Raw genomic sequence first — 18,383 nt, forward strand, 5'->3', positions numbered from 1 at the left:
ACGGATTGTGCGGCGAGCGCCCCGCGGCGTCCGGTACGGGCAGTCCCCTACCGGACACCGCGGCGCGCCTCAGGAGCGGACGGACGGCCGCACCGCTTGCCTCAGACGGTCTCGCGCACACCTCGTGCGCGCAGGCCCTCCAGGAGGATCTCCAGGACCCGGGCCGAGGACGCCGCCTGCTGGGCGGGGTCCGGCAGCGCGGGGGCCGAGGTGGCGATGACCAGGAGGACGTCGGCCACGGCCACGTCCTCCCGCAGCTCGCCCGCCTCGTGCGCGCGCTGCACCAACTGGCCGACGACGTCGAGGAGTTCGGCGGCACCCGCGTCGTCCGCCTCGTCGATCGCACCGGTGTCGGGCGCGCCGACCTGGGCCGGACGGCCGAAGCCGAGACCGGCCGCCCGGTCGGGCGACGGGGTCCGGCCGACGAGCCGCAGCCCGGGCCCGGCCGGATACCGCGCGTCACCCTGGCGCTGCTGCGGCACCAGGGTGCCCTCGGCAGCCGCCTCGGGCGCCTCCTCCACGCTGACCTGGAGCACCTGGGGCGGCAGCAGCCGTCCCGCGCCGGAGGCGACCGAGGTGCGCAGGAAGCGCGAGAGCGCCGACCACGCGTCGTCCTCCTGACCGAGGGCCGCACGGGCCTGCTCGGTCAGTCGCGAGGTCTCCTCGGCGGCGATCCGCCGCACCAGAACGTCCTTGCTCGGGAACCTGCGGTACACCGTGCCGACGCCGACGCGCGCCCTGCGGGCCACGTCCTCCATCGGTGCGCCGTAGCCCAGTTCACCGAAGACTTCCCGAGCCGCACGCAGTACGTGCTCGAGGTTGCGCTGTGCGTCCACGCGAAGCGGAGTCGTCCGCCCGCTCTCGCCCGCCCTGCGTCCGCGCGTGGCGACCGAGCCCGCCGATGTCGCCGCCGAGGCCATCGAGGCCGAGGCGACGGACGAGCCCGCGGACATCGCGGACATCGAGCCGAGCGAAGAATCGGTGGCGACCGCAGCTGCGGAAGACCAATGAGAATCCATGTGCATGACCGTTTCCCCCGGTTTTTGTGACGTCTCCCCCCGGAGACGCTCCCTGCCAATCGGCAGCCGGAGAACGAGGAACTGCGTCGAACGCGGGCACGCCCACAGGACGTGTAGCCCGCCGAGCGCATCCCCCGACACCCCGACGACTTCTGAAGATAGTTGAGGTGCTGTCAATTCAGAAGAGGAATCGTTCACCAAGGTGTTCACCCCGATCGGAGTACGTCACTCCGGTGCACCACCCAGGCCCCTCCAGTGCGCCCCCTTACCGGCGGTAGACCTGGGCACTCACCCTGCGTCACCCCCTCCGGCGCGAGCGGACACGCCGAGCCGCCTCCGCACACCCAAATCGACGGTTCCTGACAGGCGTGTGGACAAACGGCCCGCGCCGATGCCTCATGGACGGGTGAAGGCTGCATTCTCCCGGGGAACGGCCCCGGGCCCGGCGCCGGGCGCGCGCATTCTCGTGGTGGGCGGTGGATACGTCGGGATGTACACGGCCTTGAGACTCCAGCGGAATCTCAAGGGCGAGCTGGCCCGCGGGGCGGCCGAGATCGTGGTCGTGACGCCCGACCCGTACATGACGTACCAGCCCTTCCTGCCGGAGGCCGCCGCCGGGTCCATCTCGCCGCGGCACGTCGTGGTGCCGCTGCGCCGGGTCCTCGACAAGTGCCGGGTGCTGATCGGCGAGGCGGAATCGATCGACCACGCCAAGCGGACCGCCGTCCTGACCACCCTCGCCACCGAGGAGGAGGGCACCGGCAGCCTCGAACTCCCCTACGACGAACTGGTCATGGCCCCCGGTTCGGTCTCCCGCACCCTCCCGGTGCCCGGCCTCGCCGAGCACGGCATCGGCTTCAAGACCGTCGAGGAGGCCATCGGACTGCGCAACCACGTCATCGAGCAGATGGACATCGCCTCCTCCACCCGCGACCCCGCGGTCCGCGACGCCGCCCTCACCTTCGTCTTCGTCGGTGGCGGCTACGCGGGCGTCGAGGCCCTGGCCGAACTCCAGGACATGGCCCACTACGCCACGCGCTACTACCACAACCTCGCCCCGGCGGACATGAAATGGCTGCTCGTCGAGGCGACCGGCCGGATCCTGCCCGAGGTCGGCGAGGACCTCGGCCGCTACACGGTCAGCGAGCTGCGCCGCCGCAACATCGACGTACGCCTGGAAACCCGCCTCGACTCCTGCGCCGACCGCGTCGCCAGGCTCAGCGACGGTGCGCACTTCCCGACCCGCACCCTGGTGTGGACGGCGGGCGTCAAACCGCACCCCGTGCTCGCCGCCAGCGACCTGCCGCTCACCGACCGCGGACGGCTGAAGTGCACCACCCACCTGAGCGTCGACGGGGCCCGGCACGCCTGGGGCGCGGGCGACGCCGCCTCCGTCCCCGACGTCACGGCCGCCGAGGAGGGCGCCGTGTGCGCGCCCAACGCCCAGCACGCCGTCCGCCAGGCCAAGTTGCTCGGCGACAACCTCGCCGCCTCGCTCCGCGGCGAACCCCTGACCGGCTACGCCCACAAGTACGCGGGGTCCGTCGCCTCGCTCGGCCTGCACAAGGGCGTCGCCCACGTCTACGGCCGCAAACTCAAGGGCTACCCCGCCTGGTTCATGCACCGCGCGTACCACCTCAGCCGGGTGCCGACGTTCAACCGCAAGGCGCGCGTACTGGCCGAGTGGACCCTGTCCGGCCTGTTCAAACGCGAGATCGTCTCGCTCGGCTCCCTGGAACATCCGCGGGCCGAGTTCGCGATGGCCGCGGGCGGCGAGCACCACAGGAGCGGCGGCACCGACGGGAAGAACGGCCGGCCCGGCGCGGGCGGGAAGAACGGCCGGCCCGGCGCGGGCGGGCGCGGCGATACGGACAACAGTGGTGGCGGGAGCGGTGGCGGTGGCGGCGACGAGGGCCGAAAGCGCGGCGACGGTACGGACGACGGGGTCGGCAACTCGCCCTGAACCACCGTGGAGCGAGCGGCCCTCGGCGTCGGCGCACGCGTGACGGCGGCCCGGGATGCATCCCCGATCCGGCCGCGCACCGGACACCGAGCCCGAGCCACCCGAGCCAATCGCGGGCGAACCGACGGCAACGCCCCGCGGTCCGTCCCCCGTCGAGCCGACGCACGGAACACCGTCCGCTCGCGAACGAGCAGTCGTACGGCCGGAGTTCACCGTAGATTCACTGGAGCGGCACCCGCCGTTCGGGCCGGGACGGCGAGACGACCCGCGTCCCGTCCACCGGCGCTCCGCCCGGGATCCATGCCCGGCCCGGCCGGAATCCGTCACGAATCCTCCGGTACGGGAACTTGACCAGCTCTTCGGGCGTCTGACGGATGTCGGTCCGGTCCGCCACACTGTTCCCGCTGACCATGGCGGCACGTCCGCCTTCCACACCCGACAAAGGCCCAGATCCGTGCACATCCCACCCGGACACGATCCCCGCACTTGGCTCCCCACGGCCCCGGCCTGCGGAATTCCGACCGGGTGCACGGCCAGGCCCACCACCACAACACGAGGGCTGCATCGGTGAACTTCACGCGCTGGAGCGCCCGGCTCCCCGGAGCGCAGCGCCGCACCGCGACGCGGGCCGCCGCCTCCCCGGGGCCGCGCCCCGAGACGCCCGTGCCCGCCGCCCGCGGCGAACAGGGCGCCGGTACGGCACCGATGGGCGACCTCCCCGCCCGCGAGGTGCTCGACCGCATCCCCGCCCTGGTCGCCCTCGTCCACGGCCCTGACCACCGCCTCAGCTACCTCAACGACGCCTACGTCAGCGCCTTCGGCCCCCGCGTCCTCGGTACGCCCGCCCGCGAGGCGCTCACCGAACTCGAAGCCTTCGGGCTGCCCGAACTCCTCGACCAGGTGACGCGCAGCGGCACCCCGCGCACCGTCAAGTCCCGTAAGGCGCCCGGCGGTCGCTCGTACACCCTGACCTGCACACCCGTCGAGGCGGTGCCCGGCTCGACGGAGACCGGCGTCCTGATCTTCGCCGCCGACGTCACCGACCACGCCGAGGCCGCCGAGCGGCTGCGCGCCAGCGAGCGCCGCCACCGCGAGACCGCGGTGACCCTCCAGCGCTCGCTGCTGCCCCAGGAGTTGGAGGAGCCCGACGACCTGCGGATCGCGGTCACCTACCAGCCCGGCGGTACGGACGCGGCGGTCGGCGGCGACTGGTACGACGTCATCACCCTCGGCGGCGGCCGCACCGCGCTCGTCATCGGCGACGTGATGGGCCGCGGGGTGCGGGCCGCCGCGGTGATGGGCCAACTGCGCACGGCGGTACGCGCGTACGCCCGCCTGGACCTGCCCCCGCACGAGGTGATCCAGCTCCTGGACGGCCTCGCCACCGAGATCGACGCCAACCAGATCGCCACCTGCGTCTACGCCGTGCACGACCCCAACGAGGGCCGCCTGGTCTACAGCTCGGCCGGTCACCTGCCGATCCTCGTACGCGACGAGAAGGGCACCGTCCACCGCGCCGACGAGATCACCGGGCCACCGCTGGGCACCGGCGGCTGGCTGCACACCTCCGGCTCGGTACCGCTCACGCCCGGCTCGACCGCCGTGCTGTACACCGACGGGCTCGTGGAACGCCGCGGCGAGGACATCGACGTCGGGGTCTCCGCCCTCGAACAGGCCCTCGCCGGAGCCCAGGGCAGCCCCAAGGTCGTCTGCGACCGGCTGCTGCGCACGGCGGGCGTCACCGCGGACCACGACGACGATGTCGCGGTCCTCGTCCTCCAGCACCCCTCGCGCGCGGGCGCCCGCGGCGAGCTGTTCCGCAACGCGGCGCTCGACCTGCTCGGCGGGGTCGAGGCCACGCCGCGCGCCCGCGCCTTCGCCTCCGGCGTCCTGGCCAGCTGGCGCTTCCCGACCGAACTGCGCGACCTCGGCGTCCTCGCGGTCAGCGAACTCGTCGCCAACTCGCTCCAGCACGGCACCCCGCCGATGCGCCTGCGGCTGCGCCGCACCGACCGACGGCTCATCGTCGAGGTCACCGACAGCGACGAACACCTCCCGCGCCGCCGCCGCGCCGAACCCGGCGACGAGACCGGCCGCGGCATCTCGATCATCGCCACCATCGCCTCCAACTGGGGCTCCCGCCGCACACCCGGCGGCGGCAAGTCGGTCTGGTGCGAGTTCGCGCTGCCGCGTACCGAGGAGCGGGGGGCGGTGGCGGGCGGGGCGTGGGATCCGCAGGAGCCGGAGAGGCCGGAGAGCCAGGAGAGCCAGGAGAGCCTGACGGCGGATCAGGAGGACTGGGCGGATTCCGAGGGGTGGGCGGATCCGGACGCCGCTTGGGCGGCGGGCCGGGGGGAGCCGCTCGGTGGAGACGACGTGGCGGGTACGGACGACGCGGCCGGCGCGGAGGACGCGGACGACCCGGTGGAGCGGAGTGAGGTCGTGGGGCACGTGGGAAAGGAAGCGGCGCCCCCCGAGCCGAGTTGACCGGAGGGCGCCGTACGCAGTCGTCGGCCGTGAGGCCCTGGGGGGTTGGCCCGGGCAGGCCCGGACTCGGGCTCGGGCGTGTGCCTCAGGCGGGTGAGGTCTGCGGCCTCGGTTCGGTCTCCGGGTGCGGGTGGCCGCCCTGCGCGACCACGCGGGTGCCGCGCAGCGCCGGGCGGTCCTGCACCGGGGTGAGCCGCTGCCCGAGGCTGACGGCGAGGGCCGTGATCCCGAGTGAGACCAGCAGGAACGCCACGATGTACGGGCCGTGCAGGGTGGCACCCATCGGCCCGCCCACCGCCGGACCCACGGCCAGCGCCAACTGCTTTACCAGCGCGAAGGCCGAGTTGTACTGCCCGACCATGCCTTCCGGAGCCAGCTCCGCGACCAGCGGCGGCACGGTCGGCGAGAGCATCGCCTCACCGAGCCCGAACAGGGCGTACGTGGACACGAACGCGGCCGTCGCCATCGCCTGGCTGCCGTGCCCGAGTCCCGCGTACCCGGCGAACGCCCAGGCCAGCGCCCACAGCAGACCGACCGCGGCGATGACCCGCGAACGCCGCCGCCGCTCCACGAACCGCAGCACCGCGAACTGCGCCACCACGATCACCGCGGTGTTGGCCGCGAGCGCGAGGCCCAGCGTGGACGGCGAGATCCCGGCGGCCTCCACGCCATACGCGGAGAGCCCCGACTCGAACTGTCCGTAGCAGGCGAAGAACAGCACGAACCCGAGCACGCACAGCTGCACCATCGCCCGGTGCCCGAGCAGCGCACGCAACCCACCCCGGGGCGCGTCCTTGTGCGGCGCGCCCCCACCGAGCGCGGGCGTACGCGGCAGACGGACGCCGAGGGCAATTCCGGCGAGCACCAGGAACATCGCCGCCTCGATCGAGAACAGCACGATGAAGGTGTCCGGCCGGTGCTCGTCGACGATCTGCCCGCCGAGCAGACCGCCGATGCCGAGCCCCAGGTTCTGCAGGAAGAACTGCATGGCGAAGGACCGGGTCCGCCGCTCCGGCTCCACACACCAGACGATCATCGTCGCCAGCGCGGGCTGGATGACGGCGGTGCCCGCACCGAGCAGCCCCGCGGTCAGCACGGCCGAGACCGCCGTGTCCGCGAAACCGAGACCGAGCGCGCCCACCGCGGCGACGACCGAGGCCACCACGACCACCGGCAGCGGTCCGCGCCGGTCGATGGTGCGGCCGGTGACGGGCAGGACGACCAGGGCGGCCATGGCAAAGGCGCCGAGTACCAGGCCGGCGGTAGTGGCACCGAGGCCACGCACCTGCGCCACATACACATAGAGGAACGGCACCGTGAAGCCGATACCGAACGCACTCAGCAAGCTGCCTGTCTGGATCCGGCGCAGCGCGCCCATCGCCCTGGTCACTTTCACCTGCCCCTGTCTGTAGGAGGCCTCGCCACCGGAGACCTCTTAGGAATGAAGACTTAGAACCTAAAGTTCGAAGCTAAACACTACACACCCAAGGACTTCGATGCCAAGTTGGGCCGTGCCATACTGACCGGCCATGGGCGACAACCCCGGCGACGTCGAGCGCACGCTCGAGGAACAGATCGCCGCCTACCAGCGCGAATTCCAGGACCTCGACCCCCAGGTCGAGAAGATCGTCTCGGCCCTCGGCCGCCTCAACCGGCGGATGAACGTGGCCTACGGCAGACAGACGGCGACCCTCGGCATCAGCAACGCCGAGTGGGAGGTCCTCAAGGCCCTCGTCCTGTCCGGCGCCCCGTACCAGATGGGCCCCGGCGAACTCGCCAAGCGACTGGGCCTCACGCCCGCGGCCATGACCCACCGCATCGACCGGATGGTCGCGGAGGGTCTGGTCACCCGGGAGCGCGACGAGACCAACCGGGTACGCGTGAACATCGAGCTCACCGGCGAGGGCCGGGAGAAGTGGCTGGAGGCCATGCGGCTCGCCACCGTCTTCGAGGAGGACCTCCTCCAGGACCTCTCCGCCCCGGAGCGCACCGCCCTCGGCGAAGTCCTCACCCGCCTCCTCAAGCGGGTCGAGCAGGCCCAGCCGGACGCGGGCGGACGCCTCAACGACCTGGACTGAAGGGCCACTTGGGAGCCATCCGGGGGACTCGTCCGGGACGCACCCGCGTCACTTGACAGCCCCCTTCCCGATCCGTAAGGTTCTTCGAGTTGCCACGGAGCCGGAAGGTTACGAGGCAGCACCTCCCGCCGCAGTAGCGGCAACCCAAACTCTCAGCACGACTCCCCGACGGGGTCAATTCGGCATGCCCGAATTGCATTCCAGCCGCTCGATTATGAGTGAACCGGAGAATGGGCTAGAGTTTGAAACGTCGGAACGGCCGCGAGGCCGGAAAGACATCCCGCCGACAGGGAAATCGGAACCGAAAGGGTCTGATAGAGTCGGAAACACCGAAGGGAAGCGCCCGGAGGAAAGCCCGAGAAAGTAACTTGGGTGAGTACAAAGGAAGCGTCCGTTCCTTGAGAACTCAACAGCGTGCCAAAAGTCAACGCCAGATATGTTGATACCCCGTCTCCAGCATTAGCTGGGGCGAGGTTCCTTTGAAGAAAACACAGCGAGGACGCTGTGTGCGAGAGCGATTATTCCTTGCTCTCGCACCGCTCTCGTGATGTGTCATCCCGATTACGGGAAAACATTCACGGAGAGTTTGATCCTGGCTCAGGACGAACGCTGGCGGCGTGCTTAACACATGCAAGTCGAACGATGAAGCCGCTTCGGTGGTGGATTAGTGGCGAACGGGTGAAGAGTTTGATCCTGGCTCAGGACGAACGCTGGCGGCGTGCTTAACACATGCAAGTCGAACGATGAAGCCGCTTCGGTGGTGGATTAGTGGCGAACGGGTGAGTAACACGTGGGCAATCTGCCCTGCACTCTGGGACAAGCCCTGGAAACGGGGTCTAATACCGGATAACACCCTCTCTCGCATGGGAGAGGGTTGAAAGCTCCGGCGGTGCAGGATGAGCCCGCGGCCTATCAGCTTGTTGGTGAGGTAGTGGCTCACCAAGGCGACGACGGGTAGCCGGCCTGAGAGGGCGACCGGCCACACTGGGACTGAGACACGGCCCAGACTCCTACGGGAGGCAGCAGTGGGGAATATTGCACAATGGGCGAAAGCCTGATGCAGCGACGCCGCGTGAGGGATGACGGCCTTCGGGTTGTAAACCTCTTTCAGCAGGGAAGAAGCGAAAGTGACGGTACCTGCAGAAGAAGCGCCGGCTAACTACGTGCCAGCAGCCGCGGTAATACGTAGGGCGCAAGCGTTGTCCGGAATTATTGGGCGTAAAGAGCTCGTAGGCGGCTTGTCACGTCGGTTGTGAAAGCCCGGGGCTTAACCCCGGGTCTGCAGTCGATACGGGCAGGCTAGAGTTCGGTAGGGGAGATCGGAATTCCTGGTGTAGCGGTGAAATGCGCAGATATCAGGAGGAACACCGGTGGCGAAGGCGGATCTCTGGGCCGATACTGACGCTGAGGAGCGAAAGCGTGGGGAGCGAACAGGATTAGATACCCTGGTAGTCCACGCCGTAAACGGTGGGCACTAGGTGTGGGCAACATTCCACGTTGTCCGTGCCGCAGCTAACGCATTAAGTGCCCCGCCTGGGGAGTACGGCCGCAAGGCTAAAACTCAAAGGAATTGACGGGGGCCCGCACAAGCGGCGGAGCATGTGGCTTAATTCGACGCAACGCGAAGAACCTTACCAAGGCTTGACATACACCGGAAACGGCCAGAGATGGTCGCCCCCTTGTGGTCGGTGTACAGGTGGTGCATGGCTGTCGTCAGCTCGTGTCGTGAGATGTTGGGTTAAGTCCCGCAACGAGCGCAACCCTTGTCCCGTGTTGCCAGCAGGCCCTTGTGGTGCTGGGGACTCACGGGAGACCGCCGGGGTCAACTCGGAGGAAGGTGGGGACGACGTCAAGTCATCATGCCCCTTATGTCTTGGGCTGCACACGTGCTACAATGGCCGGTACAATGAGCTGCGATACCGCGAGGTGGAGCGAATCTCAAAAAGCCGGTCTCAGTTCGGATTGGGGTCTGCAACTCGACCCCATGAAGTCGGAGTCGCTAGTAATCGCAGATCAGCATTGCTGCGGTGAATACGTTCCCGGGCCTTGTACACACCGCCCGTCACGTCACGAAAGTCGGTAACACCCGAAGCCGGTGGCCCAACCCTTGTGGAGGGAGCTGTCGAAGGTGGGACTGGCGATTGGGACGAAGTCGTAACAAGGTAGCCGTACCGGAAGGTGCGGCTGGATCACCTCCTTTCTAAGGAGCATCTAGGCCGCCAAGCTTGCTTGGTGGTCCAGAGCCATAACGCAGGCGAACGTCCTGCGATGGTCGCTCATGGGTGGAACGTTGACTATTCGGCACAGACAGTTGGATGGGTTCACTAGTACTGCTCTTCGGAGCGTGGAACGTGGAGATCGTCAACTGGCTGTGCCGGGCGCGCTGTTGGGTGTCTGAGGGTGCGAGCGTGAGCTCGCCCTTCGGTATGCCGGCCCCAGTGAACTCGGACTCTGGTTCGGGGTGGTGGGTGGTTGGTCGTTGTTTGAGAACTGCACAGTGGACGCGAGCATCTGTGGCCAAGTTTTTAAGGGCGCACGGTGGATGCCTTGGCACCAGGAACCGATGAAGGACGTGGGAGGCCACGATAGGCCCCGGGGAGCTGTCAACCGAGCTGTGATCCGGGGGTGTCCGAATGGGGAAACCCGGCAGTCGTCATGGGCTGTCACCCTTGCCTGAACACATAGGGCATGTGGAGGGAACGCGGGGAAGTGAAACATCTCAGTACCCGCAGGAAGAGAAAACAACCGTGATTCCGGGAGTAGTGGCGAGCGAAACTGGATGAGGCTAAACCTCAAGCGTGTGAGACCCGGCAGGGGTTGCGCTTGGGGTGTTGTGGGATCTCTCTTCTGTCGTCTGCCGGCGGCAGGACGAGTCAGAAACCGTTGATGTAGGCGAAGGACATGCGAAAGGTCCGGCGTAGAGGGTAAGACCCCCGTAGCTGAAACATTAGCGGCTCGTTTGAGAGACACCCAAGTAGCACGGGGCCCGAGAAATCCCGTGTGAATCTGGCGGGACCACCCGCTAAGCCTAAATATTCCCTGGTGACCGATAGCGGATAGTACCGTGAGGGAATGGTGAAAAGTACCCCGGGAGGGGAGTGAAATAGTACCTGAAACCGTGTGCCTACAAGCCGTGGGAGCGTCGGACACACTTTGTGTGTCTCGTGACTGCGTGCCTTTTGAAGAATGAGCCTGCGAGTTTGCGGTGTGTTGCGAGGTTAACCCGTGTGGGGAAGCCGTAGCGAAAGCGAGTCCGAATAGGGCGGTTTAGTAGCGCGCTCAAGACCCGAAGCGGAGTGATCTAGCCATGGGCAGGTTGAAGCGGAGGTAAGACTTCGTGGAGGACCGAACCCACCAGGGTTGAAAACCTGGGGGATGACCTGTGGTTAGGGGTGAAAGGCCAATCAAACTCCGTGATAGCTGGTTCTCCCCGAAATGCATTTAGGTGCAGCGTCGTGTGTTTCTTGCCGGAGGTAGAGCACTGGATAGGCGATGGGCCCTACCGGGTTACTGACCTTAGCCAAACTCCGAATGCCGGTAAGTGAGAGCGCGGCAGTGAGACTGTGGGGGATAAGCTCCATGGTCGAGAGGGAAACAGCCCAGAGCATCGACTAAGGCCCCTAAGCGTACGCTAAGTGGGAAAGGATGTGGAGTCGCAGAGACAACCAGGAGGTTGGCTTAGAAGCAGCCATCCTTGAAAGAGTGCGTAATAGCTCACTGGTCAAGTGATTCCGCGCCGACAATGTAGCGGGGCTCAAGCGTACCGCCGAAGTCGTGTCATTGCAGCAATACTCCCAACGGAGGCTGTGATGGGTAGGGGAGCGTCGTGTGCCGGGTGAAGCCGCGCCGGAAGGCAGTGGTGGACGGTTCACGAGTGAGAATGCAGGCATGAGTAGCGATACAAACGTGAGAAACGTTTGCGCCGATTGACTAAGGGTTCCTGGGTCAAGCTGATCTGCCCAGGGTAAGTCGGGACCTAAGGCGAGGCCGACAGGCGTAGTCGATGGATAACCGGTTGATATTCCGGTACCCGCTGTAGAGCGTCAAACATTGAATCCAGTGATGCTAAGCCCGTGAAGCCGTTCCGGACCCTTCGGGGAATGGAAAGTGGTGGAGCCGGTGACCCGAGCTGGTAGTAGGTGAGTGATGGGGTGACGCAGGAAGGTAGTCCATCCCGGGCGGTGGTTGTCCCGGGGTAAGGGTGTAGCCCGTCATCTAGGTAAATCCGGATGGCACGTGGGTGAGACCTGATGCCGAGCCGATTGTGGTGAAGTGGATGATCCTATGCTGTCGAGAAAAGCCTCTAGCGAGTTTTATGGCGGCCCGTACCCTAAACCGACTCAGGTGGTCAGGTAGAGAATACCGAGGCGTTCGGGTGAACTATGGTTAAGGAACTCGGCAAAATGCCCCCGTAACTTCGGGAGAAGGGGGGCCATTTCTGGTGATGAGCTTCGCGCTCTGAGCTGGGGGTGGCCGCAGAGACCAGCGAGAAGCGACTGTTTACTAAAAACACAGGTCCGTGCGAAGCCGTAAGGCGATGTATACGGACTGACGCCTGCCCGGTGCTGGAACGTTAAGGGGACCGGTTAGTCACATTTCGGTGTGGCGAAGCTGAGAACTTAAGCGCCAGTAAACGGCGGTGGTAACTATAACCATCCTAAGGTAGCGAAATTCCTTGTCGGGTAAGTTCCGACCTGCACGAATGGCGTAACGACTTCTCGACTGTCTCAACCATAGGCCCGGTGAAATTGCACTACGAGTAAAGATGCTCGTTTCGCGCAGCAGGACGGAAAGACCCCGGGACCTTTACTACAGTTTGATATTGGTGTTCGGTTCGGCTTGTGTAGGATAGGTGGGAGACTGTGAACTCTGGACGCCAGTTCAGGGGGAGTCGTTGTTGAAATACCACTCTGGTCGTGCTGGATGTCTAACCTGGGTCCGTGATCCGGATCAGGGACAGTGTCTGATGGGTAGTTTAACTGGGGCGGTTGCCTCCTAAAGGGTAACGGAGGCGCCCAAAGGTTCCCTCAGCCTGGTTGGTAATCAGGTGTTGAGTGTAAGTGCACAAGGGAGCTTGACTGTGAGACCGACGGGTCGAGCAGGGACGAAAGTCGGGACTAGTGATCCGGCGGTGGCTTGTGGAAGCGCCGTCGCTCAACGGATAAAAGGTACCCCGGGGATAACAGGCTGATCTTCCCCAAGAGTCCATATCGACGGGATGGTTTGGCACCTCGATGTCGGCTCGTCGCATCCTGGGGCTGGAGTCGGTCCCAAGGGTTGGGCTGTTCGCCCATTAAAGCGGTACGCGAGCTGGGTTTAGAACGTCGTGAGACAGTTCGGTCCCTATCCGCTGTGCGCGTAGGAATATTGAGAAGGGCTGTCCCTAGTACGAGAGGACCGGGACGGACGAACCTCTGGTGTGCCAGTTGTTCTGCCAAGGGCATGGCTGGTTGGCTACGTTCGGGAGGGATAACCGCTGAAAGCATCTAAGCGGGAAGCCTGCTTCGAGATGAGTATTCCCACCTCCTTGAGAGGGTAAGGCTCCCAGTAGACGACTGGGTTGATAGGCCAGATATGGAAGCCCTGTAAGGGGTGGAGTTGACTGGTACTAATAGGCCGAGGGCTTGTCCTCAGTTGCTCGCGTCCACTGTGTTGGTTCTGAAACCACGAACAACCTCCACACCCATATTGTTTGGGTGTGATACTGGTTGGTGTTTCATAGTGTTTCGGTGGTCATAGCGTGAGGGAAACGCCCGGTTACATTCCGAACCCGGAAGCTAAGCCTTACAGCGCCGATGGTACTGCAGGGGGGACCCTGTGGGAGAGTAGGACGCCGCCGAACTATAGTGTTTCGGTGGTCATAGCGTGAGGGAAACGCCCGGTTACATTCCGAACCCGGAAGCTAAGCCTTACAGCGCCGATGGTACTGCAGGGGGGACCCTGTGGGAGAGTAGGACGCCGCCGAACTAAAATTGAGAAGAATGCGTGTGAGCCCCTGTACCGGGATACGGTACGGGGGCTTTCCGCATTTCCGGACCTATTTCCAGACTCTTTTCCCGGGTCTTATTCGGTTGCTCGTCGGGCGGTGGAGGCCTCAGCATCGGGGCATGGACCATGTGATTCGCCGGGTGCGGGCTGAGGAGTGGGTGGCAGTGCGGGAGCTGCGGCTTGCCGCGCTGCTCGACCCTGCGGCGCCGATCGCTTTCCTGGACACGTACGAACAGGCCGTGGCGCGACCCGATGAGTTCTGGCAGGAGCGTACGGAGCGGGCCGCTGAGGGCGTTGCCGCGGCGCAGTTCGTGGCCGAGACGCCGGACGGGGGCTGGGACGGGTCGGTGACCGTGATCGTCGAAGAGCCCGGTGGCAAGGACTACTTCGGGCAGGTCATCGAGGCCCGGCAGGTGCATCTGGTCGGCGTTTTCGTGCGGCCGGAGCAGCGCGGGCGCGGGGTCACCGAGGCACTGTTCGAAGCCGCCGTGGACTGGGCCTGGAGTGCGGCAGGAGTGAGCAGGGCACGGCTGTTCGTGCACCGGGACAACCCGCGCGCCGAAGGCTTCTACCGCCGGTTCGGCTTCGTACCGACCGGAGTGCTCGCGCCCGAAGCGGACGGCCCCGAGCGGGAGTTCGTGCTGGACCACTGAACCCCTGACGGCTGCCGTCCGCTCGCGGGAGTTCTCGTTAGCGGCGCTTCTTCGGGGTCGTCACCGGGCGGTCGTTCTTGAGCTCGTCGAAGAGTCTGGACGATTGGTGTTTGTCCCACTTGATCACGTTGCCCTTGGGCGTGGGGATGCCGATGCCGGCGACGGGAACGTTGATCTGTTTGCCCTTGCCGCCCGAGACGCTCTGCACCGCGCGGAACATCTTGGTGAGTTGGCGCAGGTTCATGTCCTTGTCGACGATCAGAGTGTCCAGACCGGCCCGTACCGCGGGATACATCGAGGACGGGTCGAGGAGGGTGTCGGGCTGGGCGGCCTGGTGGGCGAGCGAGGAGAGGAACTTCTGCTGGTTCTGGGTGCGGCCCAGGTCGCCCTCCTTCTCCTGGTGACGTTGCCGGACGAAGGCGAGCGCCTGCCGGCCGCCGAGGCTCTGGCAGCCCTTCTTGAGGTCGGCGCCGGACTTCTTGTCCTTGATGTCGCGGTCCAGGCACATCCGGACACCGCCGATGGCGTCGACGATCTTGACGAAGCCTGCGAAGCCGATCTCCGCGTAATGGTCGATACGCAGGCCGGTGTTGCGTTCGATGGTGTGGGCGAGCAGCTCGGGGCCGCCGTAGGCGAAGGTGGCGTTGAGCTTGTCCTTGGCGGGCTGGAGGAACTTGCCGGTGGACGGGTCGCGATGGCTCGGGATGGTGATCTGGGAGTCGCGCGGCAGGCTGACCATGCTGGTGCCGTTGGCGCCGGTGTGCAGCACGATGATCGAGTCCGTGCGGCGCCCGCCGCCGCCTCCGGCGTGCAGGTCCTTCACGGCGTCGTCGGAGAGACCGTCACGGCTGTCCGAGCCCACGATCAGGTAGTTGGTGCCCTTGCCGGGGGGCGGGCGGTCGCCGTAGGCGCCGAGGTCGACCTCGCGGTGCAGCCGCGTCTCGGCCCAGCCGTAGGTGCCCGCGGTCGCGGCGACCAGCGCGGCGAGCGAGGTGAGCAGTACGCGCCGCAGCTTCCTGCGCTTGCGCTTCGGGTTGCGTGCGTGTGTGCGCCGGGGCCCGTAGCGCGAGCTCGGGCGGTCGGCGAACCGTTCCAGCTGGGCGGTGCTCTCCGGGTCGGGCTCGGAGGAGGGGTCCGGGTACGGGCCCTCCCGGTGCGAGTCCGCGGAGGTTTCCCGGTACAAGTCCACGGCGGTATCCCCGTACGAATCCGTAGAGGTTTCCTCGTGCGAGTCCGCGGAGGTTTCCCGGTACGGGTCGGCCGAAATTTCCCCGTACGTGTCCGCGTACGACTCTCCGTACGGGCCCGCGTATCCCTGCGTGGCGGTGTCCGGATGTGGGGCGGGGCGCCACAGCGGTCCGGCGACGCGTACCGGATCGTGGTACGCCGCATGGTCGGTGAGGCGTTCGCCCCAGCCGTGGTCCCCCGTCCGCATGCTGTGTCCGGCCCGCTGGTCAAGCGGGTCTGTCATGGTCCGACTCCCTCGGTCCTGCTGCTGTGGTCCGACTCCCCCGGACCGTTTCTCCGGGCACTTCGGTGGGCCCGGCCGGTTTGCGCGTGGATTCGACGTGCCGGGCCGGTGAGGCGTTCCATCCCGGCCCGGCACGTCTTTCGGTGATGACGGTTTTTGGTCACTTCGACGGCAGGCGGCGCCGCTCGGGCGAGTCGACGAGTGGCTCTTCGGGCAGCAGCGGGTCCGCGGTGCCCGCGCGCTGCATGCTGTGCCACTTCAGACGGGTGCCGAGCAGTGCCGTGATCACGGAGTGGATCACCACCAGGTACATCAGCTGCCGGTAGACGAACAGCTGGAGCGGCAACGACCACAGCACGCGCAGCCGTTCCCGGTCCAGGCGCAGCGCGTACCAGGCCGTGAGCACCTGGACCATCAGGAAGCTGAGCCAGACCGTGACCGCCTGGGCGACGTCGTCGAAGAGGAAGCCGTACAGCGCGAAGAGGTCCACCAGCGGGCCGCACAGCGGCAGCAGGATCTGGAACAGCGCGATGTACGCCAGGCCGCGGCGGCCGAACCGGCCCGAGGGCCCGATCTCGCGCAGCGAGCTGCGGTGCTTCCACATCGACTGGAGGGTGCCGTAGCACCAGCGGTAGCGCTGGCGCCACAGCTGGCGCACGGTGGTGGGCACCTCGGTCCAGGCGACGGCGGACTCCACGTAGACCACCCGCCAGCCGGCCCGCCACATCGCCATGGTGAGGTCGGTGTCCTCGGCGAGGGTCTCGTCGCTGACGCCGCCGACGCCCATCAGCGCGTCCTTGCGGAAGGCGCCGATCGCGCCGGGCACGGTGGGCATGCACTCCAGGACCTCGGCCATCCGGCGGTCGAGGTTGAAGCCGAGCACGTACTCCAGGTGCTGCCACTTGCCGAGCAGGCTACGGCGGTTGCCGACCTTGGTGTTGCCGCTGACCGCGCCGACGGACGGGTGGGCGAGCGGCTGTACGAGCCGGGACAGTGCCTCCGGTTCGAGGATCGTGTCGGCGTCGACCATCACCACGATGTCGTGCCGGGCGTTGGCCAGGCCAGTGTTGAGCGCGCTGGGCTTGCCGCCGTTGGCTTTGCGGATGACGGTCACGCGCGGGTCGTCGATGGCCTCGGCGATGTCCGCGGTGGTGTCCGAGGAGCCGTCGTCGATCACGATGATCTGCAGCTCGGGATGGGTCGAGGCGAGCAGCGAGTAGACGGTCGAGGCGATGCCCGCCTCCTCGTTGTACGCGGGGACCAGCACCGTCACCGGGTCACGGACCTCGCGCAGCCGGGGCGCCCCGGGCCGGTAGGTGTGCAGCCTGCGCACATGCATCCGGGCGAACACCATCAGCATCAGCATCCGCAGGACGCCGAGGGAGCCCGAGAAGATCAGCGTCCACTTCATGAGCTTGGCGAACAGGCTGCCGAGTTGCTGGGACCAGATGAAGCCGACGCCCTTGATCTGCTGATCGACCGGGGCCGGGCTGACGAAGGACGGACGGCCGAGGCCGCCGCTGATGGTGGTGAAGCGCTCGATGCCGCGGTTGCGCAGCAGGTCCTCGGTCTCGCGGTAGCCGAGGTTGGTGTGGCTGGCCTGCTTGACCATGCCACGGGTCGGGTCGCGGTCCTGTGCGTCGGCGGCGACGATCAGGTAGCCCTGGTCGGCGGCGCGTTCGGCGGCGGGCCACTCCGGCCCGCAGAGGGTGTCCGCCTCGGTGGTGTGCGGCAGTCGCAGCAGCCGGGTGTTGATGTCCGCGGTGCCCGCGAGCGCGGCCTGGGTCAGGGACAGTTCCAGGCGCGCGCGGAAGCGGGAGGCGACGCCGAGGTCACCGCCGGTGTAGGTGTACGAGCCGACCTCGTGGCCCTCGTGCACGATCCGCCGCATCAGCTCCGGGTGGCGCACCGCGCCCTGGCCGTAGACGAAGAAGGTGGCCCGGGCGTGGTGCTTGCGCAGCAGGTCCAGGATGCGCGGGGTCCACACCGGGTCGGGGCCGCCGTCGAAGGTCAGCGCGACGGTCCGCGCGGGCATGGCCGAGGTCTGCACGCCGTTCTCGCCGAAGCGCAGGATGGGCTGGCCGTCGTCGGCCTGCCGCGGGATGGGCTCTGTGCACGCCGGCTTGGTGCGCGCCGGGTCGACCTGGTGCGTGGCCCAGCCCTCGAAGAGCAGCGTGGCCACGATCACCGTCAGGACGAGCAGGAGCAGCAGCCAGTGTCCGCGTGGCGGTCGACGAACAGAGGCGTTCTGGCTCACCGCTGTGGGCCTCCGCTTCCGGCCCGGGGGTCGGGCGACGGGGGCGCGGGGGAGCGGCGGTGCCGGTCGGGGTGCGCCTCGGGGGAGGGCCGGTGGCCCTCGGCCTGGGCGCCGGGGTCGCGGCCCGGCCGGTCCGGACCCGAGGTCAGCGGGCCGGTGGTGCTGGGCGGCTGGGTGCCGACCGGCTTCCACAGTCCGGTGATCACGGTGCCGAGGAACAGCAGATAGCCGACGCAGACGCTGCCCACGGTCAGGGCCACGGCCTGGAGCAGTCTGCGACGCCAGCCCGAGTGGTCGATGAAGACGGGGCCCTGAGTGGCCTCGGGGTAGTGCGGTGTGTGCTGTGTCACGCCCGGCGGTGTCGGGTCGAACTCCCGGGACGTCGCCCGGGGCATCATGGCCGCGCCATGCCGCTGCCCGGGCGCCTCTGGTCGGCAGGTGACGGTGCCGGTATGAGCCCGTCGTGC

The 18,383-nt window shown here is 67.1% G+C and carries 9 protein-coding genes, 4 rRNA genes and 1 pseudogene; 9 read left to right on the forward strand and 5 right to left on the reverse strand.

Annotated elements, in window-relative coordinates; translation table 11 throughout:
* Positions 1-101 precede the first annotated feature (101 nt).
* A complete protein-coding gene (locus HUT18_RS18845; protein ID WP_254879049.1) occupies positions 102-920 on the reverse strand; it encodes a TetR/AcrR family transcriptional regulator in 819 nt (272 codons plus the stop codon).
* On the opposite strand from HUT18_RS18845, the gene HUT18_RS34205 reads away from it, so the two are divergent.
* The 3 genes and pseudogenes from HUT18_RS34205 to HUT18_RS18855 form a co-directional block, all read left to right on the forward strand.
* Positions 883-1,011, forward strand: a complete 129-nt coding sequence (locus HUT18_RS34205; RefSeq protein WP_303246589.1) for a hypothetical protein — start codon at positions 883-885, stop codon at positions 1,009-1,011. The genes HUT18_RS18845 and HUT18_RS34205 overlap by 38 nt on opposite strands.
* A 498-nt stretch (positions 1,012-1,509) precedes the next feature.
* The gene (locus tag HUT18_RS18850; protein ID WP_254878691.1) at positions 1,510-2,982 is read left to right on the forward strand and encodes an NAD(P)/FAD-dependent oxidoreductase; all 1,473 of its coding nucleotides are present in this window, start codon (positions 1,510-1,512) and stop codon (positions 2,980-2,982) included.
* 567 nt (positions 2,983-3,549) lie between these two features.
* Positions 3,550-5,178 (forward strand): annotated as a pseudogene (locus HUT18_RS18855) (SpoIIE family protein phosphatase); the annotation flags it as partial.
* Positions 5,179-5,554: 376 nt separating this feature from the next.
* On the opposite strand, the gene HUT18_RS18860 reads toward HUT18_RS18855, so the two are convergent.
* On the reverse strand, positions 5,555-6,847 hold the full coding sequence (locus tag HUT18_RS18860) for an MFS transporter (RefSeq protein ID WP_176104635.1): 1,293 nt from the start codon (positions 6,845-6,847) through the stop codon (positions 5,555-5,557).
* 151 nt (positions 6,848-6,998) lie between these two features.
* Here HUT18_RS18860 and HUT18_RS18865 point away from each other — a divergent pair, with 151 nt between their 5' ends.
* The 6 genes from HUT18_RS18865 (at position 6,999) to HUT18_RS18890 (ending at position 14,188) form a co-directional block, all read left to right on the forward strand.
* Positions 6,999-7,547, forward strand: coding sequence for a MarR family winged helix-turn-helix transcriptional regulator (locus HUT18_RS18865; protein ID WP_176101795.1), 549 nt, complete (start codon positions 6,999-7,001; stop codon positions 7,545-7,547).
* Positions 7,548-8,222: 675 nt separating this feature from the next.
* Positions 8,223-9,747, forward strand: a 16S ribosomal RNA gene (locus tag HUT18_RS18870).
* A gap of 315 nt (positions 9,748-10,062) precedes the next feature.
* Positions 10,063-13,179: ribosomal RNA gene (locus HUT18_RS18875) — 23S ribosomal RNA — on the forward strand.
* A 93-nt stretch (positions 13,180-13,272) separates the two neighbouring features.
* A 5S ribosomal RNA gene (gene rrf / locus HUT18_RS18880) occupies positions 13,273-13,389 on the forward strand.
* Positions 13,390-13,397: 8 nt separating this feature from the next.
* A 5S ribosomal RNA gene (rrf, locus tag HUT18_RS18885) occupies positions 13,398-13,514 on the forward strand.
* Together the 16S, 23S and 5S rRNA genes form the textbook arrangement of a ribosomal RNA operon.
* A gap of 140 nt (positions 13,515-13,654) precedes the next feature.
* Positions 13,655-14,188 (forward strand): N-acetyltransferase, encoded by a 534-nt coding sequence (locus HUT18_RS18890; RefSeq protein WP_176101796.1) that lies wholly within the window; start codon positions 13,655-13,657, stop codon positions 14,186-14,188.
* A gap of 37 nt (positions 14,189-14,225) precedes the next feature.
* Here the strand turns inward: HUT18_RS18890 and HUT18_RS18895 are convergent, their stop codons facing one another.
* The 3 genes from HUT18_RS18895 to HUT18_RS18905 all read right to left on the reverse strand — a co-directional run bounded on the left by HUT18_RS18895 (position 14,226) and on the right by HUT18_RS18905 (position 18,266).
* The gene (locus HUT18_RS18895; RefSeq protein ID WP_368661539.1) at positions 14,226-15,659 is read right to left on the reverse strand and encodes an LCP family protein; all 1,434 of its coding nucleotides are present in this window, start codon (positions 15,657-15,659) and stop codon (positions 14,226-14,228) included.
* 160 nt (positions 15,660-15,819) lie between these two features.
* Positions 15,820-17,916, reverse strand: a complete 2,097-nt coding sequence (locus tag HUT18_RS18900) for a bifunctional polysaccharide deacetylase/glycosyltransferase family 2 protein (protein WP_176101797.1) — start codon at positions 17,914-17,916, stop codon at positions 15,820-15,822.
* Positions 17,913-18,266 carry a hypothetical protein gene (locus HUT18_RS18905; protein ID WP_176101798.1) on the reverse strand — a complete coding sequence of 118 codons (354 nt, stop codon included), beginning with the start codon at positions 18,264-18,266 and terminating at the stop codon, positions 17,913-17,915. The genes HUT18_RS18900 and HUT18_RS18905 overlap by 4 nt, the downstream gene beginning before the upstream one ends.
* Positions 18,267-18,383 lie beyond the last annotated feature (117 nt).

Source organism: Streptomyces sp. NA04227 (genome assembly GCF_013364195.1).
In the GTDB taxonomy this organism is placed as follows: Bacteria; Actinomycetota; Actinomycetes; order Streptomycetales; family Streptomycetaceae; genus Streptomyces.